Source organism: Streptomyces sp. NPDC111628 (assembly GCF_055635195.1).
Genome location: NZ_JBVKBZ010000003.1, coordinates 49658 through 72684, shown reverse-complemented (window position 1 = coordinate 72684; position 23027 = coordinate 49658). Strand labels below are relative to the sequence as shown.

The 23027-nt window shown below is 71.7% G+C and carries 15 protein-coding genes and 4 pseudogenes; 10 read left to right on the top strand and 9 right to left on the bottom strand.

Annotation, left to right across the window (positions count from 1 at the left end; all coding sequences use genetic code 11):
- Nucleotides 1-16 precede the first annotated feature (16 nt).
- From ACZ7MF_RS15315 to ACZ7MF_RS15290, 6 genes are read right to left on the bottom strand one after another with little or no spacing between them, the layout of a single operon-like run.
- Nucleotides 17-1246 (bottom strand): beta-ketoacyl-[acyl-carrier-protein] synthase family protein, encoded by a 1230-nt coding sequence (locus ACZ7MF_RS15315; RefSeq protein WP_471477295.1) that lies wholly within the window; start codon nt 1244-1246, stop codon nt 17-19.
- Entirely contained in the window at nt 1243-1503 is a 261-nt protein-coding gene (locus ACZ7MF_RS15310) for an acyl carrier protein (RefSeq protein ID WP_471477294.1), read from the bottom strand. The genes ACZ7MF_RS15315 and ACZ7MF_RS15310 overlap by 4 nt, the downstream gene beginning before the upstream one ends.
- Entirely contained in the window at nt 1467-2507 is a 1041-nt protein-coding gene (locus ACZ7MF_RS15305; protein WP_471477293.1) for an NAD-dependent epimerase/dehydratase family protein, read from the bottom strand. The genes ACZ7MF_RS15310 and ACZ7MF_RS15305 overlap by 37 nt, the downstream gene beginning before the upstream one ends.
- Nucleotides 2504-4081 (bottom strand): AMP-binding protein, encoded by a 1578-nt coding sequence (locus tag ACZ7MF_RS15300; RefSeq protein WP_471477292.1) that lies wholly within the window; start codon nt 4079-4081, stop codon nt 2504-2506. The genes ACZ7MF_RS15305 and ACZ7MF_RS15300 overlap by 4 nt, the downstream gene beginning before the upstream one ends.
- On the bottom strand, nt 4078-5013 hold the full coding sequence (locus ACZ7MF_RS15295) for an alpha/beta fold hydrolase (RefSeq protein ID WP_471477291.1): 936 nt from the start codon (nt 5011-5013) through the stop codon (nt 4078-4080). Before ACZ7MF_RS15295 ends, ACZ7MF_RS15300 begins: the two co-directional genes overlap by 4 nt.
- 2 nt (nt 5014-5015) lie before the next feature.
- The gene (locus ACZ7MF_RS15290) at nt 5016-6044 is read right to left on the bottom strand and encodes a 3-oxoacyl-ACP synthase III family protein (protein WP_471477290.1); all 1029 of its coding nucleotides are present in this window, start codon (nt 6042-6044) and stop codon (nt 5016-5018) included.
- A 157-nt stretch (nt 6045-6201) separates the two neighbouring features.
- Between ACZ7MF_RS15290 and ACZ7MF_RS15285 the strand changes: the two genes are divergently transcribed.
- The 5 genes and pseudogenes from ACZ7MF_RS15285 to ACZ7MF_RS15265 form a co-directional block, all read left to right on the top strand.
- The gene (locus tag ACZ7MF_RS15285) at nt 6202-13608 is read left to right on the top strand and encodes an SDR family NAD(P)-dependent oxidoreductase (RefSeq protein WP_471477289.1); all 7407 of its coding nucleotides are present in this window, start codon (nt 6202-6204) and stop codon (nt 13606-13608) included.
- Between the two features lie 522 nt (nt 13609-14130).
- The gene (locus tag ACZ7MF_RS15280) at nt 14131-14784 is read left to right on the top strand and encodes an ABC transporter ATP-binding protein (protein ID WP_471477288.1); all 654 of its coding nucleotides are present in this window, start codon (nt 14131-14133) and stop codon (nt 14782-14784) included.
- On the top strand, nt 14781-15731 hold the full coding sequence (locus ACZ7MF_RS15275; protein WP_471477287.1) for an ABC transporter permease: 951 nt from the start codon (nt 14781-14783) through the stop codon (nt 15729-15731). Before ACZ7MF_RS15280 ends, ACZ7MF_RS15275 begins: the two co-directional genes overlap by 4 nt.
- Nucleotides 15683-17434: a polyprenyl diphosphate synthase gene (gene uppS / locus ACZ7MF_RS15270; RefSeq protein ID WP_471477286.1), complete on the top strand. Its 1752-nt coding sequence runs from the start codon at nt 15683-15685 to the stop codon at nt 17432-17434. The genes ACZ7MF_RS15275 and uppS overlap by 49 nt, the downstream gene beginning before the upstream one ends.
- 19 nt (nt 17435-17453) lie before the next feature.
- Nucleotides 17454-17788 (top strand): annotated as a pseudogene (locus tag ACZ7MF_RS15265) (transposase family protein); the annotation flags it as partial.
- Between the two features lie 136 nt (nt 17789-17924).
- On the opposite strand, the gene ACZ7MF_RS15260 reads toward ACZ7MF_RS15265, so the two are convergent.
- Nucleotides 17925-19610, bottom strand: a complete 1686-nt coding sequence (locus tag ACZ7MF_RS15260) for a ribonuclease J (RefSeq protein ID WP_471477285.1) — start codon at nt 19608-19610, stop codon at nt 17925-17927.
- Between the two features lie 552 nt (nt 19611-20162).
- On the opposite strand from ACZ7MF_RS15260, the gene ACZ7MF_RS15255 reads away from it, so the two are divergent.
- From ACZ7MF_RS15255 to ACZ7MF_RS15235, 5 genes and pseudogenes are all read left to right on the top strand, one after another.
- Nucleotides 20163-20336 (top strand): alkyl sulfatase C-terminal domain-containing protein, encoded by a 174-nt coding sequence (locus ACZ7MF_RS15255; RefSeq protein WP_471478826.1) that lies wholly within the window; start codon nt 20163-20165, stop codon nt 20334-20336.
- A 59-nt stretch (nt 20337-20395) separates the two neighbouring features.
- Nucleotides 20396-21001 carry a class I SAM-dependent methyltransferase gene (locus ACZ7MF_RS15250; protein ID WP_471477284.1) on the top strand — a complete coding sequence of 202 codons (606 nt, stop codon included), beginning with the start codon at nt 20396-20398 and terminating at the stop codon, nt 20999-21001.
- 35 nt (nt 21002-21036) lie between these two features.
- A pseudogene (locus ACZ7MF_RS15245) lies at nt 21037-21374 on the top strand (DUF4246 family protein); the annotation flags it as partial.
- Between the two features lie 11 nt (nt 21375-21385).
- Entirely contained in the window at nt 21386-21574 is a 189-nt protein-coding gene (locus ACZ7MF_RS15240) for a helix-turn-helix domain-containing protein (protein ID WP_471477283.1), read from the top strand.
- Nucleotides 21575-21763: 189 nt separating this feature from the next.
- A pseudogene (locus ACZ7MF_RS15235) lies at nt 21764-22129 on the top strand (ferredoxin reductase domain-containing protein); the annotation flags it as partial.
- Between the two features lie 8 nt (nt 22130-22137).
- Here the strand turns inward: ACZ7MF_RS15235 and ACZ7MF_RS15230 are convergent.
- Nucleotides 22138-22455 carry a hypothetical protein gene (locus ACZ7MF_RS15230; RefSeq protein ID WP_471477282.1) on the bottom strand — a complete coding sequence of 106 codons (318 nt, stop codon included), beginning with the start codon at nt 22453-22455 and terminating at the stop codon, nt 22138-22140.
- Nucleotides 22456-22496: 41 nt separating this feature from the next.
- Nucleotides 22497-22953: pseudogene (locus ACZ7MF_RS15225) on the bottom strand (IS5 family transposase); the annotation flags it as partial.
- Between the last annotated feature and the right edge of the window lie 74 nt (nt 22954-23027).

Here is a 23027-nt window from a genome sequence, read left to right as displayed (position 1 = left end):
CCGACCGCCGAGCAGGTCAGGAGGCCCTGGCCATGGCAAGGACGACATTGTGTCCGCCGAAGCCGAAGGAGTGGCTGACGGCGATACGGACGTCCTGCCGGCGGGGCTCCTTGGTGACGCAGTCGATGTCGAACCCCGGAGCCGGAGTGTCCAGGTTCGCGACCGGGGGCACCGTGCCGTGCTGAAGGGTGAGCACGGTCAGCGCCGCCTCCACGGCGCCCGCCGCGCCCAAGCTGTGGCCGAGCACACCCTTGGGCGCGGTGACACTGGGGCGGTGCGGCAGCACCCGGGCGATCAGGGCTGACTCGGCGGCGTCGTTGGCCGGCGTGGAGGTGCCGTGGGCGTTGACGTGGTCGACGTCGTGCGGAGCCAGACCCGCGTCCGCCAGGGCGGTGCGCAGAGCCGCCTCCGCGCCCCGGCCGTCCGGGGCGGGCGCGGTGGGATGGTGGGCGTCCGAGGTGCTGCCGCAGCCCACCAGCAGAGCGCGGACGCGGGCACCACGGGTGGTCGCGTCCGCGGTCCGTTCCAGTACGAGGACGCCGGCGCCCTCTGCCATGACGAAGCCGTCACGGTCGGCGGCGAACGGCCGGGACGCGCCGGTGACCTCCCCGGTGCGGCGGGACAGCGCACCGGCGCGCCAGAAGCCCGTGGTGGACAGCGGGGTGACGGCGGCTTCGGTGGCTCCGGCCACGGCGACGTCGCACCGGCCGGCGGCGAGAAGGTCGCGGGCGACGGCGACGGCGGTGGCGCCGGAGGCACAGGCGGTGGCCGGGGCGAGGCCGGGGCCACGGGCCCCGAGGTCGATGGAGACCTCCCCGGCCGCCATGTTGGGGATGATCTGAGGGATGGTGAGCGCGGAGACCATGTCGGCGCCCCGTTCCGTCAGCCGCCTGGACTGTTCCTCGCGCACCGCGTCCGCTCCCAGCCCGCAGCCGATGACGACGGCGACCCGGTCGCCGTCCCACGTCCGGGCATCGAGGCCGGCGTCGTGCACCGCCTCACGGGCGGCGAGCACCGCCAGCACGGCGTTGTGCGACATGCGCCAGGCGGTGCGGCCGACGCGCCGGTCCAGGTCGTCGCGGCACAGTGGGACGCGGCAGGAGAAGTCCACCGGAAGGCCGGCCAGCGTCGGGTCGTGCGCGGCCGCGGTGCCCGCGCCGCGGCGGACCGTGTCCCAGGTGGCGCCGGTGTTCTCCCCGGCGGGGGTGATCAGGCCGAGGCCGGTGACGGCGACGGGATCGGTCACGAGGAGGCCACCGCCCCGGTGTCGCCCGCGCGCAATGTGTCGAGGTGGCCGGCGACCTGCGCGACGGTCGTGCTCCGGGAGGCGTACGCGCTGTCGATCTTCACCCCGAAGTGCTCGTGCACGATGAGTACCAGCTCCGTCAGGGCCAGGGAGTCCAGGTCCAGTTGTTCCAGCGTGAGGTCGGGCCGGATCTCGTCCACGGGGACGCGGAAGGCGCTGCTCAGGATGGATCGGATGGTGTCGTAGGTGTCCGGCACGGTGTCTCCTCGCTGTCGTTCGGGGTGGACCGGGTCAGCTCCGCGATACCGGCGTCGAATCCGACCGCCGGCGCGAAGCCCAGGTCACGGCGGGCCGCGGTGAGGTCGAAGTAGTGCGGATGCAGCAGCTCCGCCACCAGGAAGCGGCTCAGGGCGTGGGTGCGGGTACTGCGTGCCGCGCGCAGGAGCGTGTCGCCGACCGCGGCCCCGGCGGTGGCGAGCCGGGGCGGTACGGCGCACCAGTGGGCGTCGATGCCGGCGGCGCGCAGGAAGTGCCGGGTGATCTCACGCAGCGGACGCGGGTCGCCCTGCCCGATGAAGTAGGCGCGGCCGCCCACGGTCTCCGGCGACTGCCGCAGGCCGTCCAGGGCGAGCAGATGGGCGTGGGCGGCGGTGCGGACATGGGTGGTGTCGACAAGGTTGCCCCCGTCACCGGGCATCGGCAGGCGGCCGGCCCGCACGGCGCGCGCGAGAGCGGGGGCGAAATGGGGGTCGCCGGGGCCCCAGATGATGTGCGGGCGCAGCGAGACGGTGGCCAGCTCCGGGCCGTGGGCCGCCAGTACCAGCGCCTCGGCGCGGGCCTTGGTGGCGGGGTAGGCGGCCAGGTGACGGGGAGCGACGGGAAGGCTCTCCGTGACACCCTCCAGACCGCCGGGCCGGAAGGCGACGCTGGCGGTCGAGGTGTAGAGGAGCGTGCGCACGCCGTGGGCGCGGCACTGCTCGATGACATGCCGGGTGCCGACGACATTGGTGGCCCAGTAGGGCCGCAGAGGGCCGCTGACGCCGGCCAGGGCGGCGTTGTGGATGACGGCGTCGCACCCGGCGACGGCACGGGAGACCGCGGCGGCATCGGCGAGGTCGCCCAGGTGCTGGTGGACGCCCAGCCGTTGCAGCGCGCCGCTCGGGCGGCGGTTGAGGGAAGAGGTGACGACGCCGCGTGCGCTCAGCCGGCGACAGATTTCCAGTCCCAGGAAGCCGCTTCCGCCGGTGACCAGTACCTTCATCGAACTCTCCCGCGCAGGCGCTTGGCGGCCCAGCCGGCCAGTCGCATCCGGTCGATCTTTGAGTTGTGCCGGGGATCGGTGGGAAAGGCGGTACGGATCAGCACGGCGCCGACCCGGTGCCCGTCCGGGTGGCCCTTCAGAACGGCGCGGACCGCCTCCAGGGCGGAGGCGCGGGGGGTGGAGGCCAGGGGTTCCACGCAGAGCACGGGCAGTTGGCACACGGCCGTGCCGACGCCGACGAGGGCGGTGCGCCGGATGCCGGGGGCGGTGTCCGCCGCGGCCTCGATGTCCTCGGTGGTCAGGGTGAAGCCGGTGCCGGTGACCAGGTGGGCCTTACGGCCCAGGAACCACAGCCGGTCCTCGTCGTCGAGCCGGCCCAGGTCCCCGGTGCGGTGCAGCACACCGTGGTCGGTGTCGCTCTTGGTGGTGGCGTCGGCGTCGGGACGCGCGTGATAGACGGGGCTGACGGTGGGGCCGGTGACGGCGATCTCGCCGAGCCCGGTGGCGTCGGCGTCCAGGATCCGGGCGCGGACGCCGGGCAGCGGCCGTCCCAGGCAGGTGCCCGAGTGCCCGGCAGGCGGGGCGGTGCGCGAGGCCCGCAGGTCGTGGTCGCCGATCGCGGACACGGGCAGGCACTCCGTGGCACCGTACACACTGAGGATCTCGGCGTCGTCCGGCACAACGTCGCGCAGGGCGTCGGCGAGACCGGTGCGCAGCGGAGCTCCGAACGACAGGATCTGCCGGACCGAGGGCAGGGTGACGCCGTGGCGGGCACAGTGACGGGCGATCAGGGTGAGGACGGCGGGGGAGGCCAGGACGATACTCGCCCGGTGTTCCCGAAGGGGCCCGACGACTTCCTCCGGCGAGGTGCGGGCCGGGGCCAGGTGGTTCACCGCCGGGGCGACGGTGGCCAGGCCCAGCAGCGGACCGAGCAGCGCGACCGGCAGGAATCCGGCGAGGAGTACGTCGTCGGGCCGGGGAGCCATCAGCGTCGTCAGGGCGTCGAGCTGACCGGCCAGGGTGGAATGGCGGTACTCGGCGCCCTTCGGCCGCCCCGTGGAGCCGGACGTGAAGGCGATGAGGGCCGGTTCGTCGGCGCCGGGCTCACGCACCTGCGGGGACGAGGCACCGCCGGCCGGCGTCCGGGTGACCAGTCGCCGTCCCACGGGGAGCGGCGCGGATCCGGTCACCAGCGGAGTCCGGACGTGGGGGCGGCCCCACCCCAGCGCCAGCCGCCCCAGGTGGGCCAGCGGCTCCCCGACGAAGACGTCCGGTGCGATGTCCTGAAGGCAGCGGCCCACCTCGGCGCGCGGTTCGATCAGCACGGGTACGGCGCCGAGAAGGACCAGTGCGTACGAGACGGCGGTGAGATCGTGGGCGTCGCGGGTCATCACGACGGCCTTGTGTCCGGGCCGGACCCCCGCGTCGCGCAGACCCTGGGCGATGTGGCGGCAGTGGCGCACCAGTTCGCCGCGGCGGGTCGTCCGAGAGGCTCCCCTGCGGCATTCCACGAGGGCGATGGCGTCCGGCCGCTCGGCCAGGCGCCCGGTCAAGTCCGCGGCGGTCGTGGTCATGGGGCCCCCTGGAGGAAGTCACGGATGTGGTCGCCCAGTTCGGCCGCGGCGTCCTCCATGACGAAGTGCCCGGCGCCGGGGAAGCGGTGGATGACGGCCTGCGGGCACCGGCGGGCCCACTCCTGAAGCAGGTCCGGAGTGAACACGGGATCGCGCATGCCCCACCCGACGAGCAGCGGCAGGTCCGCCAGGCCGGCCCCGGTGCCTGGGGGTTCGAGCAGGCGCCACGCGGGGTCCGCGGGACCTCGGGGGATCGCTCGTACGGCGTCGGTGACCGCCCGGCGTTCCGTGTGGCGTGCGTAGGGCCGCAGGTAGGCCCGCCGCTCGCCCGGAAGTAGCGGGCGGTGGACTCCGGCCCGTACGGCGACGCGGGCGAAGGCGTTGGTGGCGTGGACGAGCTCGGCGACCGGCCGGTGGTCGCGGATCCAGCGCAGGTAGAACGGCAGCCGGAAACCGTCCGGGAAGGGGAAGGCCACGGTGTTGCAGACGACCAGGCGGGCCACGACGCCCGGGTTGCGCAGTGCCCAGGCGGTTCCGAGCGCGCCGCCCCAGTCGTGCAGGACGAACGTCCAGCCGCGCTCGGGCAGGCCCTCGTTGCGCACCAGGTGGCGATGGAGGCTGTCCAGGCCTTCCAGCTGGGCCTCGTAGGGGTCGGGCACCCCGTCCGCCGGCCGCAGGTGCCGGGACAGCCCGAAGCCCGGCAGGTCGGGGGCCAGGCAGCGGGCGTGCGGGGCGAGCCGGTGCAGCAGCTTGCGCCAGGCGTAGCTCCACGACGGATTGCCGTGCAGGAACAGCACCGGCCGGCCGGAGCCGAGGTCGAGGTAGTGCTGGCCGGTGACCGGCACCCGCCGCCAGTGCCGGGGCGCGGGGTAGCCCGGCATCAGCCGTTCCAGTGCGGCGGAATCCGGTGCCGGGGCCTGCCCGGCTCGCACGGTCACCACCGGACGAGCGCCAGACCGAAGCTGAAACCACTGGCCAGACCGATCATCGCCACCAGGTCCCCGCTCTCGATGCGGTCGGCCTCCCGTGCCTTGGCCAGTTGCAGGGGCAGGGAGGCCGCCGCGCAGTTCCCGTGCTCGGCCACCGCGGGCATGCACCGGTCCTCGGGCAGGGAGAAGGTGTCGATCACCTCGCGGTACTGCGGCATGGCGATCTGGTGGAAGGCGATGAAGGAGTAGGCGCCGGCCTGCGCCGCCCGGAGTTCCTCCCCTGCGGTGTCCATGATCCGGGGGAGCACGTCGAGTGCGCTCTGCCGCAGGTCCCCGTTCAGGCGCAGGGTGGTGTGGTCGTCGTGGACGGAGAGGTGGTGCATGCTTCCGCCGCCGGCCACCGTGCAGGCCTCCCAGGCGGGGGAGTTGCTGACGAACCGGAGGGACAGGATGCCGGGATCGCCGTCGCCCGCGGGGCCGGCGGCGAGCACCATCGCGGCGCCGGCGTCGGAGGCCGTGTAGCCGGGAAGTGCCCTGAGCAGGTCCTCACGGTCGGGAAGGTGCCAGCGGGTGGCCAGGGTGGAGGGCTCGCCGCAGGCGATGAGGACCGTGCTGTAACGGCCGGTCTCGATGAACGACGCGGCCACCTCCATGCCGTTGAGGAAGCTGTTGCAGGCGTTTTTGACGTCGAACACCGGGCAGGAGGCGCCCAGTTTGGTGGCCACGAGATGGGCGGTCGCGGGTTCGACCAGGTCCTGCGAGGTCGAGGCGAACAGCAGCAGGTCCACGTCGCCGATCTTCAGACCGGCTTCGTCGAGGGCGCTGCGGGCGGCCGCCACGGCGAGGTCGGAGGCGTTCTCGCCGTCCTCGTGGACATGGACCCCGCGCACGCCGGTGAGGTCCTCCAGCAGACCGGGCGGCGGGGCGTAGCCACCCGTTTCGGTGATCTTGACACGGGTTTCGTCCAAGGTCCGGTAACGGGACGGAAGGTGAGCGCAGACGGCGGCGATACGGGCACGGGTGGCTTCGGACACCGGGTCACCGTAGCCGGTGCGAAACCGGCATGACGTATGTGTGCTGATATTCACTACAACGAGTGCTGTACCGCCAATTCCTCCATTCCTTGACCGCTTCGTCCTCTTCAATCCGCACGAAGGCCAGTGATCGATGTGAAGGGGCGGGGACTTGGCGATGCAGCAGCTTGACCGGGCCGTGGCGGTGGTGGGCGTGGGGTGCCGGCTTCCCGGAGGCATCACCGACCTGGAGGGCCTGTGGGCCGTGCTGCGCGACGGGCGCGACATGGTCGGCGAGATGCCCGCCGACCGGCTGCCCCGCGACCGCATCGTCGACCCGGGAGGCGTGCGGGCAGGTCGCAGCTACACCGCCGCCGGCGGCTTTCTCGAGGACGTCGCCTCGTTCGACGCGGCCTACTTCGGCATGTCACCCGCGGAGGCCCGGCACATCGACCCGCAACAGCGGCTGCTGCTGGAAATGACGGCCGAGGCACTGGACGACGCCGCCATTCCCGCCGAGTCACTGGCCGGGTCGGACACCTGCGTGTACGTGGGCGTCTCCGACCCCGGTTACGGCGTGAACCTGTCCATGATGCAGGACCACACGAGCCCGCACACCATGCCCGGCGCCACCCTGTCCATCACGGCGAACCGGATGTCGTACGCCTTCGACCTGCGCGGGCCGAGCATGGCCGTGGACACGGCCTGCTCCTCCGCCCTGGTCGCCCTGGACCGCGCCTGCCGCACTCTGCGCGAGGGCCAGGGCCGCGTCGCCCTGGTCGGCGGCGTCAACGTGCTGTCCAACCCCTATTCCTTCGCCGGTTTCTCCTACGCGGGCATGCTGTCGCGCCGCGGACGCTGCGCGGCGTTCTCCGCCGACGCCGACGGGTTCGTCCGCGCGGAGGGCGGTGCGGTGCTCGTCCTCAAGCGCCTCACGGACGCGGTGGCGGACGGCGACCGCGTGCACGCCGTACTGGCCGCCACCGGCAACAACACGGACGGCCGCAGCACCGGAATGATCGTACCCAGCGCCGAGACCCAGGAAGCGCTGCTGCACACGGTCTACGCGGAGGCCGGGATCGACGCGGACGACCTGGTGTACGTCGAGGCCCACGGCACCGGCACCCAGGCCGGTGACCCGGCCGAGGCCGAGGCCATCGGCCGGGCCCTGGGCCGGCGCCGCAGCCGCGGACCGCTGCCGATCGGCTCGGTGAAGACGAACATCGGCCATCTGGAACCCGCCGCCGGAATGGCCGGCCTGCTCAAGGCGATCCTGGTCCTGCGCCACCGGCTGGTACCGGCGTCCCTGCACGCCCTTCCCCTCAACCCCCGCATCGACTTCGACGGCCTGGGACTGGCCCCCGCCGTCGTCCCCGTCCCGCTGGACCCGGAGCAGAGGGCGGCCGTCGGAGTGAGCGCCTTCGGTTTCGGCGGAGCCAACGCCCACGCCGTCGTCGTCCAGCCGCCCACCGCCCGGCGACCCGAGCCGAGCCCGGTGCCGGACGGACGCCCGCTGCCACTCGTCGTCTCCGCCCGGTCCGCCAAGGCGCTGAAGCAGATGACCGCCCGCATGGCGGAGCGACTGCGCAACGCCGAGCCGGCGGACTTCTACGACGTGGCCCACACCAGCACCGTACGGCGCACCGCGCACCCGCACCGCGCCGCCGTACTGGCCGCCGACCCGCAGGAGGCCGCCCGGCAGTTGGACCGGCTGACGGCCGCGGAGCCCGCCGGCGGGGCCCTGGTACGCGCCGGTGAGCGGGACGGAATCGCCTTCGTGTTCTCCGGCAACGCCTCCCAGTGGCCGGGCATGGCCGCCGACCTGCTGCGGAGCGAACCGGTGTTCCGCGGAGCCGTCCAGGAGGCCGACGCGGCCCTGGCACCCCACCTGGGCTGGTCGGTGGCCAAGGAACTGGCCCACCCGTCCCCCCGGAAATGGCAGCGCACCGAGGTGGCCCAGCCCGCCCTCTTCGCCGTGCAGGTGGGCCTCACCGCGCTGCTGGCCTCGCACGGGGTGCGCCCTCGGGCGGTGACCGGACACAGCGTCGGCGAGGTCGCCGCCGCCCTCGCCGCCGGGGTCCTCACCCTGGAGCAGGCCGCGCTGGTGATCGCCGAACGCAGCCGCACCCAGGGCGCCACGGCGGGCCGGGGCCGGATGGCCGCCGTCGGGCTGCCCGAGGCACAGGCACGCGAGGAGCTGCTCCGCCACGACGGCGCGCTGGAGATCGCGGGGATCAACAGCGACCGGGACGTGACCGTCGCCGGGGACGCCGACGCGCTCGCGGCCTGGGGAGCCGAACTGACCGGCCGCGGCGTCTTCTTCCGCGAACTGGACCTCGACTACGCCTTCCACAGCCGTGCCATGGACCCCATCAGGAAGCCGCTGCTCGACGCCCTCGACGGCCTCGAACCCGCCCCGGCCCGCATCCCGTTCGTCTCCACCGTCGCCGGCACCCCGCTGGACGGGCCCGAACTCGACGCCGCGTACTGGTGGCGCAACGTCCGTGAGCCGGTACGGTTCGCCGAGGCCGCCGCCCACCTCGCCACCGAGCACGCCGGTGTCCTGGTCGAGATCGGACCGCACCCGGTGCTGCGCCCCTATCTGCGCCACACGGGCGCCATCTGCGTCCCCACCCTGCACCGCGACGGGGACGGCCTGCGCGAGTCCGCGGCAGCCGTCGCCGCCGTACTCGCCGCCGGCACCGCGACCGACTGGCGGCACCACTTCCCCCGCCCCGGCCGGGTGGTCGACCTGCCCGCCTACGCGTGGCAGCACGAACGGCACTGGCACGGCACCGCGCAGGACCTGGTCGCCCACACCAGCGGCAGCGGCCTGCTGGACCATCCACTGGTGGGCGAGCGGATGCCCGCCCCGCACCCCGTGTGGCACGGCACCGTCGAGCCGCAACTGGTGCCCTGGCTGGGCGACCACAGGATCGGCGACGACGTCCTCATGCCGGCCGCCGCCTACGTGGAGATGGCTCTGAGCGCCGGTCGCCGGGCCATGGACCGCCCGGTCGAGGTACGGCACCTGGAGATCGGCCGTCCGCTGTCCCTGCGATGGCCGGACCCGACGCCGGTCGCCCTGCAGACCGCGGTCACCCCCGACGACGGCGCCGTGACCATCAGCGTCCGTGAGGAACACGGCGGCGAGTGCCTGCCCGTGGTACGCGCACAGGTCCGTAGCCTGCTCGGCACGGCACCGGCCCCGCTCGACGTCGGCGCACTCCGGGCACGCTGCGACCGGAGCCTCGACGGCCCCGGCTTCTACCACATGTGCCACGGCATCGGTCTGCACTGCGGGCCGGACTTCCAGCTCGTCGACCGCGTCGACACCGGCGACGGCGAGGCACTGGTCAGCTACCGGCTAAAGCACCCCGCCGACGCCTACACCGCCCACCCGGTCCTGATCGACGCGCCGTTGCAGGCCACCGTGGCCCTCGCCGAGGCGCGGGGGGAGTCCGCCGCGTTCCTCCCGACCGTGTTCGGAGCCGTACGCGTGTGGCGCACCCCCGCGCCCGCCGGCGTCGTACATCTGCGCCGTCGCAGCAGCAGCGCCAACGAGATGTGCTGGGACATCACATACGCCGACCCCGACGGCACGGTCACCGTCGAGATCGACGGCTGCCGCACCCGCCGGGCACACCTGGCCGAACGCACCCCGCTGACCGTCCAGCGCACCGTCCTGAGGGCCGCCCCCCACCCCCCGACCGCCGCCCCGCCCTCCCCGCTCCCCACGCCCGCCGAGGTGGCATCCGCGGCCGAATCGCGCATCGCCGCCGCACGCACCGCCCTGGACGACGGCGGCCACCGCCGGTTCACCGCGGCCGCCGAGCAGGCCGGCGCCCATTGCTGGGCCGGGACGCTGCACGGACTTCTCGCCGACCCGGCGGCCCCGTTCTCGATGGACGACCTCGTGGCCGGGGGCCTCCAGCCCCGGCACCGACGGCTCGCCCGGCTGATGCTGCCCCTGCTGGCCCAGTACGGTCTCGCCCGGCCGACAGGAGAGACCTGGCTGCTGACCGGCGCGGAGACCCGTACCGAGGCCCTGCTGCGCGCCCTGGTCGAGGACCATCCCGCCTACGGCGCCGAGACACTGCTCATCAACCGGCACCTGCGCCGGCTGCCCGACGTGGTGCGGGGACACGCCGACGCACGCGAAACCCTGCCGGCCGGGGACAGCGCCTACGAGCAACTCCACGAGTCCGGCCCCGCCCACCGCTTCGCCCACCGGGCCGTGCAGGCCCTGCTCGGTGACATCGTCGCCCGCTGGCCCGCCGACCGCCCGCTGCGCGTCCTGGAATTCGGCGCGACCACCACCGCCCTGACGGCCGCGGCCCTGCCCGTGCTGCCGGCCGACCGGACCCGCTACACGTGCACCGCACCCACCGGCAGCATCCTCACTCGCGCCGAACACCGCTTCTCGGCCCACGACTTCGTCGACTACCGGACGGTGAACCCGAACGCCGACCCGGCCGACCAGGGCCTGCCCCGAGGCGGATACGACCTCGTCCTCGCGGGCGACGCCCTGCACACCACCACCGACCTGGCCGCGACCCTGCGCCGGCTGCACGGTGTGCTGGCCCCCGGCGGACATCTGCTGGCCACCGAACCGCACCACGCCCCGCTCCAAGCTCTGCTGTACGGCACGCTGAACGACTTCTGGGAGCGCGGGGACCACACCCTGCGCCCCGTGTCCCGCATCCTCGGCCGGGACCGGTGGACACCGCTGCTGTACCGGTGCGGCTTCTCCGGTGTGGCGCAGACCGGGCCCGAGGACCGCTCCGTCCTCCTCGCCGCGGCGGACCACGGCCGGGCGACGGCCACCACCGGGACAGCGCGGCCGGTGCCGGGCACCACCTCGACAGCACGGCCGGTGCCGCGCACCACCTGGGTCATCGCCGTAGAGGACGGCACCGAGACGGCGACAGCGCGAGCTCTGGCAGCCCGTCTCGGGAAGGCCACCGTGATCACGGCGCCCGACGAGGCCGCCTCCTGGAGCGCGGCCTTGCCCACGGAGCCCGATCCGCGCGTCGTCCTGCTGCTCGCCGCACCCGGCCCGCACGAGACCGTCACGCGGACCACCCGCCGCGCAGCCCTCCTGCGCTCCCTGGCCACCGCCTGCGACGGCCTGAAGGGCGGAACCAGCCCTCAGGTATGGCTCGTCACACGTCCGACCGGCCTCTTCCCGGCCCCGGAGCAGCCGACGCACCCGGTGGACGCGGCCGTCTGGGCGGCCTGCCGCACCCTCGCCAACGAGCGCCCGGACTTGTGGCTGCGCCGCTTGTCCTGCCACCGCACCGGTGACACCGACACCGACGCCCGCCGCCTGGCCGGCGAACTTCTCGCACCCGGCGACGACGACCGGAGCGTTCGGGAGGACGAGATCGTCCTGACCGCACGGGGCAGGTTCGTGCCCCGGCAGGTACAGCACCCGGTGAACGAGCCCCCGGGCGTCCCCGCCGGCACGCCGTTCATCCTGGAAGCCCGTGACCCGGGCCTGCACCGGCGGCTCGTCTGGAGGCAGACAGACGAGCCCGAGCCCGGACCGGGCGAGGTGGTACTGGAGATGCGGGCCGTGGCCCTGAACTACCGGGACCCCATGCGGGCCAACGGCCTGCTGCCGCCCGAGGCGGTGGAGAACAGTCCGCTCGGCCGGGGACTGGGCACCGACGGTGCCGGCATCGTGCGGGCCGTGGGAACGGGGGTGGAGGACCTGAAGCCCGGTGACCGGGTCTGCGGCCTCGTGCCCGCCGCACTCGCCTCGCACGCCACGACCGCCGCCTTCGCCGTCGTCCGTGTTCACGACGGGATGAGCCTCACGGAGGCGGCGACCTTCCCCGTCGCCTTCCTGACCGTCCACCACACCCTGGTCGAACTGGCCCGACTCGGCGCGGGGGAGACCGTGCTCGTCCACGGCGGAGCCGGGGCGGTGGGGCTGGCCGTCCTGCAGTGCGCCCGCCGGCAGGGCGCCCACGTCATCGCCACCGCCGGCACGGAGACCAAACGCGACCTGCTGCGCACGCTCGGCGTCGAGCACGTACTCGACTCCCGCAGCCTGGACTTCGTCCACCGGGTTCAGGAGCTCACTGGCGGCCGGGGTGTGGACGTCGTGGTGAACTCCCTCAGCGGTGAGGCCATCGCCCAGGGCATCGACCTCCTGCGCCCCAACGGCCGCTTCATCGAGCTCGGCAAGAGGGACATCTTCCTCAACAATCCGATCACGCTGCGCCCCTTCCACCGCAGTCTCACCTTCATCGGCTTCAACCTCGACGCCGTCGTGGACGACCCGGCCCTCCGGACCCGGCTCGTCGGGGACTTCGCTGCGGCGATCGGCTCCCGCACCTACCGGCCTCTGCCCCACACGGTCTATCCCGCCGCCCGTGTCGACGAGGCCTTCCACCTCCTGCAGCATTCCCGGCACACCGGCAAGGTCGTCGTCACCTTCGATCCCCTGGACGAACCCGTCCCTGTCGAACCCGCACTCGGTTCCCTCCGCCTCGACGGCGAGGGCACCTACCTGATCACCGGCGGACTGAGCGGGCTCGGCGCCGCCACCGCACACCTGCTGGCCGATCGCGGGGCCCGGCACCTGGCCCTGCTCTCCCGCAGCGGACCCGACGCCCCCGGCGCGCACACCCTGCTGCGGGAACTGACCGACCGTGGTGTGCGGGCCACCGCACACGCTGCCGACGTCACCGAGGAAGCGGCGCTGCGCCGGGTCCTAAAGGCCGTGGACGCCACCGGGCACCCCCTGAAAGGCATCGTGCACGCGGCGATGCACATGGACGACGCGGTGCTGTCCGAGCTCACCGACGACCGGTTCGCCGCCGTACTGGCGCCCAAGGCGGCGGGCGCGGCCCTGCTGGACCACCTCACCGCAGAACGCGATCTGGACCTGTTCCTCACGTACTCGTCCGTCTCCGCCGGCATCGGAAATCCGGGACAGTCCGCCTACGCGGCGGCCAACGCCTACCTGGAGGCCCTCACCCGGGCCCGGCGCGGCACCGGCCGGACGGGTACGGCACTGGCCTGGGGGCCGATCGGCGAAACCGGCTACGTCGCCCGCAGCGGCATGGCGGCCGCCATGGCAGGACGGGGCCTCGAACTGCTCACCCCCGCCGAGGTCCTGACCACCGCCGACCACCTCTTGGCCGCCGGCACCGATGTCGCCGGAGCGGGCCGCTACCGCTGGGGGACCGCACGTCATCTGCTGCCCGCCCTGACCACCCCTCGGTTCGCCCCGCTCGCTCCGGCGTCCTCCGCGGCATCCCCGGACGCCCGTAACGAGCTCCTGAACACGCTGGCGGGCCTCCCGGTGGACGAGGCGGTGCGCAAGATCACCGACGTGGTCACCCAGCTCCTCGCCGGTGTCCTGCAGGCCGACCCGGCCGACCTCGACCCCACGCTCAACGTCACCGACTTCGGACTGGACTCGCTGCTGGGGATGCAGTTCCTGGTACAGGCCCGGGATCTGTTCGACATCCGCCTCGGACCGGCCGACCTGGCCACCGGACGCACCCTGGCTCACTTCGCCCGACTGGTCCACCAGCGGCTGGACCTGAGCACCGACGAGCGGCACTAGACGCACGGCGGTGTTGTTGGTCAGCTCGGCGAACCGGCGTTCCACCGGGTTCAGCCAGGGGGATCCGGTCGGGGCGAAGTGCAGGCGGGGTAGGGGTAGGACAGTAGCCAGTTGCTCGGCGTGGTGCCGACCAGGTACGAGATCAGGCGTTGAGTGCCCGACGGCGGATCAGCGCGGGGTCCGGGCCACCCAAAGATCTCGTGGCGCTGTGTTCCGAGGCGATCGTGACGTCCCTGCCGGCTCCCGTTCGTCACCGCAGACGATCCACGATCCGTCCGGGTGGGGACCCCTGGCCTCAGGCCACGGCCGCCATGCTTGAGGCCCGCGACTTCGAGGCGGGCCTCGCTGGGGGGCGACTCGCTGGCCGAGGCCGAGGCCGGGGCGGCTCGTCGCAGGCGAATACGTGAGCGGACCGCACGAAGGCTGCTACGTCGGCGGCGCAGCTGTCCGTGACCGGGGTGTCCCGCCGACACCGTCCCGGATCCCTCGCCACTATCTCGCAGCCCAGTCGTTGCCAATGATGTGACCTTTGCAACCCCCGTACCCCCAGCTGGCGTTCTGCGCCTCGATGCTGTCTGTAAGGCCTATGGTCGGCGCCCGGTGTTGCGCGGGGTGAGTCTGGAGGTTCCGCAGGGCTGCCTGTTGGGCATTGTCGGTGCGAACGGGGCTGGGAAGAGCACGCTGCTGCGCATCCTGGTGGGGCAGGCGGCGGCCGACAGCGGCACGGTTCACTGCGAAGGGCGGATCGGGTACTGCCCGCAGAACACCGTGCTGCACCCGGCGTTGACGGTGCGGGAGCATGTGCGGTTCTTCCAGGCCGCCTACCGGCTCGATGGCTGCGAGCGGGCGTGGGAGCTGCTGGAGGAGTTGCGCTTCGACGAGAGCCCTCGCAGCCGTCTGCACACGCTCAGTGGGGGGACGCGGCAGAAACTGAACCTGGCCGTGGCCTTGATGCACGATCCGCAGGTGCTGCTGCTGGACGAGCCGTACCAGGGCTTCGACTGGGAGACGTATCTGCGGTTCTGGGACATCGCCGAGGCTCTGCGGGAGCGGGGCCGCACCGTCGTGGTGGTCTCCCATCTCGTCTACGACCGGGAGCGCCTCGATGTGCTGCACCGGCTTCAGGACGGCGTCCTGGCCGTCGACGGCAGCGGTGTCGCGGGAAGTGCCGCGTGAAGTGGTTCTGGCAATGTCTGGGCACAGCGGTGCGCCACGCCGTGCTGGAGCAGGCTCGCAACCGCCTGGCGCTGGTCCTGGTCGTCTTCTTCGTACCGCTGTGGCTGACGCTTGCCTACCGGGTCCTGCCCAGTGACCCGGTGCGGTTCTTCCTGCGGGCGGCCGACCGGCCGGTGGACCTCGACGCCGACACCGTGACCCAGCTGTCGGGTGCTTTGCACGCCATCGCGCTGATCGTCGGTTTCATGATGTTCCTCGCCGCCAGCCGCGCGGCGGAGTTCGACCACCGGCTGGTGATCGCCGGATACCCACGCCTGTGTCTGGTACTGGCCCGCAGCGGTGTTCTGCTGCTCACCGCTGCGCTGACCGCCGGCTACGCCACGACGTGGGTGTGTGTCTTCTACCGGCCAGAGCGCCTCGATGTCATGGTCGGCGCCTTCACGGTGGGGGCCCTGGCCTACGGAGGTGTCGGGATCCTGCTCGCGGCGGTGTTGCGTAGCGAGCTGGCGGGGATGTTCGTCGTCATCATGGTCAGTTTCGTCGACCTGTCGTTGCAGAACCCCGTCGCCAATCCTGCCGCGGACAGCCCGATGCTGAAGTGGCTGCCGGCCTACGGGGCGATGCAGGCGGCCGTGTCCGCGGTCGATCTCACCCTGATCCCCTGGCGTCAGCTCCTGCTCGGCCTGTGCTGGTCGGCAGGGCTCACCATGGCCGGGCTCGCGGCCTTCACCGTCCGCACCAGCCGGAGCACGATCCCGCACACACTCCTTCACTGTGCCGAGTTCCCTCGGCGTGCGACCGGCCTGGTTCGACGCCGCTTCCTTCCCCGGCCTGCCTCCCGGCGACACAGCAGCGCCGCGGCCTCCGACCCGACCCCGCCCTCTCCCGAAGGAGCACCGTGTTCGCTGCCGACTGCACGAAAGCCGAAATCCACGACCCGCAACTGAGAGCCGCCTACCGGAAGTGCTACGACTACGGACGGTCCACCAGGCGTGAAGACTTCCTGATCTCGCTGCTGATGCCCCCACAGCTGCGCCCGGCATGCAGCGCCCTGTTCGCCGCCCTCTGCGTCGCAGATGACCTGGCAGACACCGGTGGGAGCGAGGGCTCGAAGCGCCTGCGCGCATGGCAGGACGCCCTTGACACCGACCTGCGGCTCGGCACGAGCGAGGACCCGGTCCGCCGGGCGCTCGTGCACGCCATGTGGTGCTGGAACCTGAGCGCGGGCGACGTGGACGCCACCTTCGCCGCCTTCCACCAGGACGCCCTGCGGACCGCTCCGGCCGCGGCAACCTGGCAGGAATGGCGCAGGCGCAGCAGAAACACCATCACGCCCTTCCTCGAGCAGTGCCTGAAGATGCTGCGCCACGCCGGCGTCGACACCCCGCTCCATCTCCATCACCTGGACTCCTACCAACGCTTGGCCGATGCCCTGTTGCTCACCGACGCACTGACAGATCTCGCCGAGGATCTCGGCCATGGCGCGGCCGCCTTGCCCGCGGAGGAACTGCAACGCTTCGGCGTGACCGAGGCAGACCTCCTGGAACGCCGGTGGACCCCCCAGGTACAGGCACTGATCAGCCATCTCCTGGGTCAAGCACGAAGCTGGCTGGACAACCCACAGTTGTGGGCCGGCCTGCCGACCGGCCCGGCCCTCATGATGCGCACCGGCTGCAACCTCTACCGCGCCCGCCTGCGTGCCGTCGAACAAGCCGGACCCGCGGTGCTGCGTCGCACCGTACAACCCTCCCGGGCCGCAGGCTGGCGCATCACCGGCCCGGCCCGCCTCATGGCGGCCGCGGCCTGGCGGCTCTTCCCCCTGCCCACACGGCGCACCGTGCCCTTGCCCACCCGCCCGGCACTCCCCGCGCCCCGGACCGCGGACCGCGGGCTGCTGCCGCCGCGCCCCCATCCTGGCGGCGCCCGACCACCCACACTCGAACCCGAGCGCATGCCGCGGCATGTCGCGATCATCATGGACGGCAACGGCCGCTGGGCCACCGCACGCGGCCTCACGCGCAGCGACGGCCACGAGGCCGGAGTGCGGATGCTGGTCGATGCCGTGCACGGCGCCCTGGAGATCGGGCTGCCGTACCTGACCGTGTACCTGCTCTCCACCGAGAACCGGGAAAAGCGCCCGCCGGAGGAGATCGACAACCTGCTGACGTTCGCACGCGAACAGTTGCTGTCCGGGGAATTCCTGCAACGCCGTATGCGGATTCGCTGGGCCGGGCTCCCCGACGGCCTGCCCGTCGACTTCACCGACCTCCTGCACAACCACGAGCAGGTCACCAAGGACCGCACCGGCCTCAACCTCACGTTCTGCCTCAACTACGGCGGCCGCAACGAACTCATCCAGGCCGCCAACTCCATGACCGACGCCGCACGGGCCGGACAGCTCGACGGAGTCCGGGTCTCGGAACACCTGCTGCGCTCCCGCCTGCCCCTGGGCGAGCTGCCCGACGTCGACCTGCTCTGCCGCACAGGCGGCGAGCAGCGCATCTCCAACTTCCTGCCCTGGCACACCGCCTACGCCGAACTCCTCTTCACGGACAAGCTCTGGCCCGACATGGACCGCCGTGACCTGTGGCAGGCCATGACCGACTACACCCACCGCAACCGCCGCTACGGCGCAGTCCCCGCGCAGTGATGCGAACGCGCTTGTACGAATGGTGTTGTCGGCGTTGGTCGTCGAGGATGTGGCGGACGGTGGCGAGACAGTCCGGGTTACGGCTCGGACCCGGGATGTTCCGGTTCCCTGTCCGGTGTGCGGGGCGGTGACGGGAGGGTCCATGGGTATCACGGCCGGACGGTGCGGGACGTTCCGGTCGACGGCCGGCAGGTCGTGGTCCGGGTGAGGATACGACGGCTGGTCCGTCCAGTCCTGGGCTGCGGGCGGCAGTCCTTCCGAGAGCAGGTTCCCGGGCTTCTGGAGCGCCATCAGCGCCGCACCACACGTCTGACCGGCCAGCTCTCCGAGCTCGTCAGGGAGTTGAGAGGCCAGCCCGAAGTCGTCCCGTGTCAGCTCGGTGTGCGCGTCCCCGGCCGGCGCGCCCGTTCGCCAGTGCCGGCTCCCGTGCCCGATCTCGGTGCTCGCGGGGCTGCGACCGGAATCGGGGGTGGTGCTGCCGGGCTGTGGCTCAGGCGTCGATGATGACAGGGATGATGAGGGGCTTGCGACGGTGGGTGCGGAATGCCCAGTTCGCCACGGCGCGGGCGATGAGCTGTTCGAGTTGGCGCGCGTCCCCGACACCTTCCTCGGCCGCGGTGGCCAGGGTCTTCTCGATGACGGGGATGACCGGCTCGAAGGTGCGGTCGTCGTGGACGAACCCGCGGGCCAGGAAGTCGGGGGCCTCGGCAAGGGCACCGGTGTCCGCGTCGACGATGGCCACCACCGTCACCACGCCCTCCTCCGCGAGGGTGAGGCGGTCCTTGAGCGACGCTTCGGTGGCGCCGCCGACTTCCATGCCGTCCACGTAGACGTTGCCCGCGGGTACCTTGCCCGTGATGGACGCCCGCGCGCCGACGAGGTCGACGACGACGCCGTCCTCGGCGATGACGACCCGGTCGGGGTCGACACCGGTACGGATGGCGAGGTCGCCGTTGGCCCGCAGGTGGCGCCATTCGCCGTGCACGGGCATGACGTTGCGGGGCTTGACGATGTTGTAGCAGTAGACGAGTTCACCGGCGCTGGCGTGCCCGGAGACGTGCACCTTGGCGTTGCCCTTGTGGACGACATGGGCACCCCACCGGGTGAGGCCATTGATCACCCGGTAGATGGCGTTCTCGTTGCCGGGGATGAGGGAGCTGGCGAGCAGGACGGTGTCGCCCTTGCCGATGCGGATCATGTGGTCGCGGTTGGCCATCCGAGACAGCGCGGCCATCGGTTCGCCCTGGGAGCCGGTGCACACGAGAGTGATCTTGCGGTCCGGGAGCTTCTCCAGCTCCTTGGTGCTCACGACCAGACCGGACGGGACCTTCAGATAGCCCAGGTCACGGGCGATGCCCATGTTGCGGACCATGGAACGGCCGACGAAGGCGACCTTGCGGCCGTGCTGGTGGGCGGCGTCCAGGACTTGCTGGATGCGGTGCACGTGGCTGGCGAAGCTGGAGACGATGACCCTCCTGGGCGCGGTGCGCATCACCTGCTCGATCGCCGGGTTCAGCTCACGCTCGGAGGTGGTGAAGCCCGGCACCTCGGCGTTGGTCGAGTCGGTGAGGAAGAGGTCCACGCCCTCCTCGCCGAGCCGGGCGAAGGCGCGCAGATCGGTGATGCGATCGTCGAGAGGGAACTGGTCCATCTTGAAGTCCCCGGTGTGCAGAACCAGTCCGGCGCCGGTACGGATCGCGACCGCGAGGCTGTCCGGGATGGAGTGGTTGACCGCCACGAACTCGCAGTCGAAGGGTCCGAAGCGCCGCCGATCGCCCTCACGCACCCGGACCGGGCGCGGCCGGATGCCGTGTTCCTTGAGCTTGGCCTCCAGGAACGCCAAGGTCAGCTTCGAACCGACGACGGGTAGGTCGGAGCGCTCACGCAGCAGATACGGCACACCGCCGATGTGATCCTCGTGGCCGTGGGTGAGTACCACGGCCACGATGTCGTCCAGCCGGTCCCGGATCGAGGTGAAGTCCGGCAGGATCACGTCCACGCCGGGCTGGGTCTCCTCGGGGAACAGCACACCGCAGTCGACGATGAGCAGCTTGCCCGCGTGCTCGAAGACGGTCATGTTGCGGCCGATCTCGCCCAGGCCGCCCAGGGGGACGACCCGCAGCCCCCCTTCGGGAAGGGGCGGGGCGGCTTTCAGCTCGGGATGCGGATGACTCATGTCTTGACGGTACCCGGAGAGCGGAACGCGATGATCCATTGCCTGCGTGATCTCTCCGTGATGGCGGGTGGGACGGTGAGCCCCGCCCATCTGGGGGAGCACCCCCGGTCGAGGAGGCCCGCCGCAGGGTCAAGACCCCCGGCGTCAGTCCGCAGCCCGAGCACGCGCCCGGCGCTACGCGGACCGGGGAGACCCCTGCTTCGCCGTCACCCAGCTCCACCATGCCGACTTCAACGATCCGGACGACAGGCGCGCCCACCGTGACCTTGCCACGCTCTACACCCCCTGGGCCACGCCATGGAGAACGCCGTTTGTCGGAACTTCTGCCTTACAGACGCCCGGGAACTCACCCCCGGCGCCCCTCCCGGCGCCGGTGCCGCACTCGGTCCCGACGTGCGGCAGGCCCTGGCCGTGGGCCGGCTCATCGACGGCCTCGCCGTCCGGGTCGACGGGCCGACAGCATGAGCGATCGACCTCACGATCGACTGGCACGTCGACGACGGTCGCTGGCGCCTCCGCCTCGCCAACGGGCTCCTCACCTGAACCACGGGTCTGCTCGGCCGACGACGCGGGCCTCACCATGGCGATGACCAGGGACCAGCCCGTGAGCCTGCTCGCCGGCGGGGCACCGACGGCATCACCACGACCGGCGATCCCGCCCTGCTCACCCGGCTCATGTCTGCCCTGGACAAGCCGGACCCCGGCTTCCCCACCGTCACTCCCTGAGAGGCCGTTCTCCCTTCCCGAAGCTCGTGTGCGGCCCCTACGCCTTTAGGCTTACCGGTATGAACCGATGGGAGCGGCTGACGGGTGGCGGGTCCGGTGAGCAGTACGCCGCCCGCTTCGCGGAACTGGCCGAACGCGGACAGGATGTTCACGGCGAGGCGCGTCTGTGCGCCACACTTGTGCCGCCCGGCTCACGAGTGCTGGACGCGGGCTGCGGCACCGGGCGGGTCCTGATCGAGCTCGCCCGGCTCGGCTACGACGGGGTGGGTGTGGACCATGACGCATCCATGCTGGCCGTGGCACGTCGCAGCGCGCCACGGCTCACCTGGCTGCAGGCCGACCTGGCTGATCTCGACCCGGCCACTGCGAGGGTCGGCACCGGCTTCGACCTCGTCGTCGCGGCAGGCAACGTCTTCCCGCTCCTCGCGCCGGGCACGGAGGGCGCCGTCGCCGCCACGCTGGCCCGAGCCCTGCGCCCGGGCGGCTTGCTCGTCGCCGGCTTCGGCCTGGACCGGGAGCATCTCCCCGTGCCTCCCAGCCTCACGCTGACGGAGTACGACGATCACTGCACCACAGCCGGCCTCACTCTCACCGACCGCTTCGCCACCTGGGACGCCGATCCCTACGACGGCGGCGGTTACGCGGTCAGCGTGCATCGTCGCTGACTCCGCCGCGCTGTCCCCGCAGGCCCTGGCACCCCGCCAGGCGGACACGGGAGGCGGTCGCCCAGGGCCTCACCGAGGCGCAGATTCGTTACGTGCTTGCCGAACTCCGGCGTTACGCCGCGGGACGCGCGAACGGGTGTCGAGGTGTCCGCCGTCGACGGGGTGTGGCAGTCGGACACACTGGCGACGACGGACTCAGGCCCGGCTGCGCGAGGCGGTCCGGGTTCTGGAGCAGGTTCCCGAAGCAGAACGGGACTGGCATCCCGGATCCGACGGGCAGGCACTGGATCTGGTTCACCCCTCACTGTTCCGCCTGGCGAGAGAGGTGAGCGGGGCACCTGAGAGGGCTTGGCGAAACCCGACGGACCGCCACTCACCGCTGACATGGCACGCACCTGGCGGCGGCGCTTTCTGGAACGTGGCCTGGACGGCCTGTCCGACGAGCCGCGGCCCGGTGTCCCGCGGAAGATCACCGACGCGGACGTCGAGCGGGTCATCGTCAAGACGCTCGATGAGAAGCCGAAGAACGCCACCCACTGTGGACCAGGTCAACGGCGGCGGCCACGGGAATGACGACCTCGTCGGCGGTGGTCTTCAATGCGGCCCGCAGCGCGGTGACCGTCATCTCATCCAGTGCCAGCTCGCTGGCCCTCCGGATTGCATGGCTCACGTCGTGAGGTCAGGACCTTACGCCCTGAGGCGCAGCAAGCTGGAGTCATGACGGGAGCAGCCCTCCGAAGTAGGGCGTGGATACTGCTGGAGATGGTCACGACGCCGCTGCTGCCGTCGGACTACCTCGATCTGCTCAGCCCGCTGCATGCGGGCGCCGCCCTGCGCGGCCACACGGCCGGTCAGTACGTGCGGGTAGGGGTCGACATCGACGGGTGACTTCGTTCTGCCGGACGCCAAGCTCGCCAGGGCGCTCTAGCTGACGGCCGGCGGCGGCATTACGCCCATGATGGGCATGCTGCGCGACACCGAGTTCGACCACGTCGTCATGGTCCGCTGCGCGCCACAGCCGCAAGACGTGATCTCTTCCGCAGTGAACTACACGACCTGGTCGCTGAGAAGAATCTGCAGCTCACCGAGGTGCACACCAACACCGACGGCATGCTCGACGCCGCTAAGAGGCGATCTCATTTGGCGTTTAGGGCACCCGAAATGAGCAGACCAAGTTGCTGCAAGCGCTGGTAGTACCGATGGCCCGACGGGTCGCTGATCTGCGGAATCACTCGGTCCAAGTCTTGGACACAGGCCTCGAGGATGCGCCTGCGTTGTGGATCGAGGATGCCGCCGTTGTCGATCCAGGTGTAGATGCATCCTGCGGTGTCCGCATCGAGCATCACCATGTCGATGTCTTCGAACTCGACGCCTCGTAGGTCGGCGGGGAACTTGGCATCGCGGTGTTCCTGCCAGAGAAGGGCTGCATTCTGGATCTGTTCGGGTGTGCTCACCTGGCCATACTCCTTCACACGGCAGTGTCTGCAGGGTGTGTTCAGGAGTTCATGCGGCGGTAGCAGATGAGGATGCCGGCGAGGCTCGCGAAGGCGAGGAAGTGCTCGGCTTTGCGCTCGTAGCGGCGGTGGAGTTGGCGCCAGCCAGCGAGCCAGGCGATGGTCCGTTCGATGGTCCAATGGTGTCGCCCCAGCCGCTGTGAGTTTTCGACACCCTTGCGGGCGCTGCGATGCCGAATGCCTCGCTGTGACAGCCATTGCCGCAGGTAGCGGTAGTCGTAGCCCTTGTCGGCGTGGAGCTTGCCGGGTCTGCGTCGGCGGGGCCCCGGCGGGACCGGAGCGGAGGCATGTCCTTCACGAGCGGGATCAGGGCTTGCTGTCGTGGAGGTTAGCGCCAGAGATCCCGACGGACAGGGGCAGACCGGTCCGCTCGGTGATCAGGTGGATCCTTGAGCCGCACTTGCCCTGATCGACAGGACTCGGACCCGTCAAGTCCCCGTTACCGTCTGCGTGGCCTCGCAATGAGGCTCCCGGTCTTCGGCCCCGGTATGACTTGAGCCCCCAGTCGAGAT

What these genes read in the sequence shown, in the direction of transcription:
- ACZ7MF_RS15240 (WP_471477283.1), top strand. Translation starts at nt 21,386, where the DNA reads ATGGCACGCACCTGGCGGCGGCGCTTTCTGGAACGTGGCCTGGACGGC.
- ACZ7MF_RS15285 (WP_471477289.1), top strand. Translation starts at nt 6,202, where the DNA reads ATGCAGCAGCTTGACCGGGCCGTGGCGGTGGTGGGCGTGGGGTGCCGG.
- ACZ7MF_RS15300 (WP_471477292.1), bottom strand. Translation starts at nt 4,081, where the DNA reads ATGACCACGACCGCCGCGGACTTGACCGGGCGCCTGGCCGAGCGGCCG.
- ACZ7MF_RS15250 (WP_471477284.1), top strand. Translation starts at nt 20,396, where the DNA reads ATGAACCGATGGGAGCGGCTGACGGGTGGCGGGTCCGGTGAGCAGTAC.
- ACZ7MF_RS15260 (WP_471477285.1), bottom strand. Translation starts at nt 19,610, where the DNA reads ATGAGTCATCCGCATCCCGAGCTGAAAGCCGCCCCGCCCCTTCCCGAA.
- ACZ7MF_RS15305 (WP_471477293.1), bottom strand. Translation starts at nt 2,507, where the DNA reads ATGAAGGTACTGGTCACCGGCGGAAGCGGCTTCCTGGGACTGGAAATC.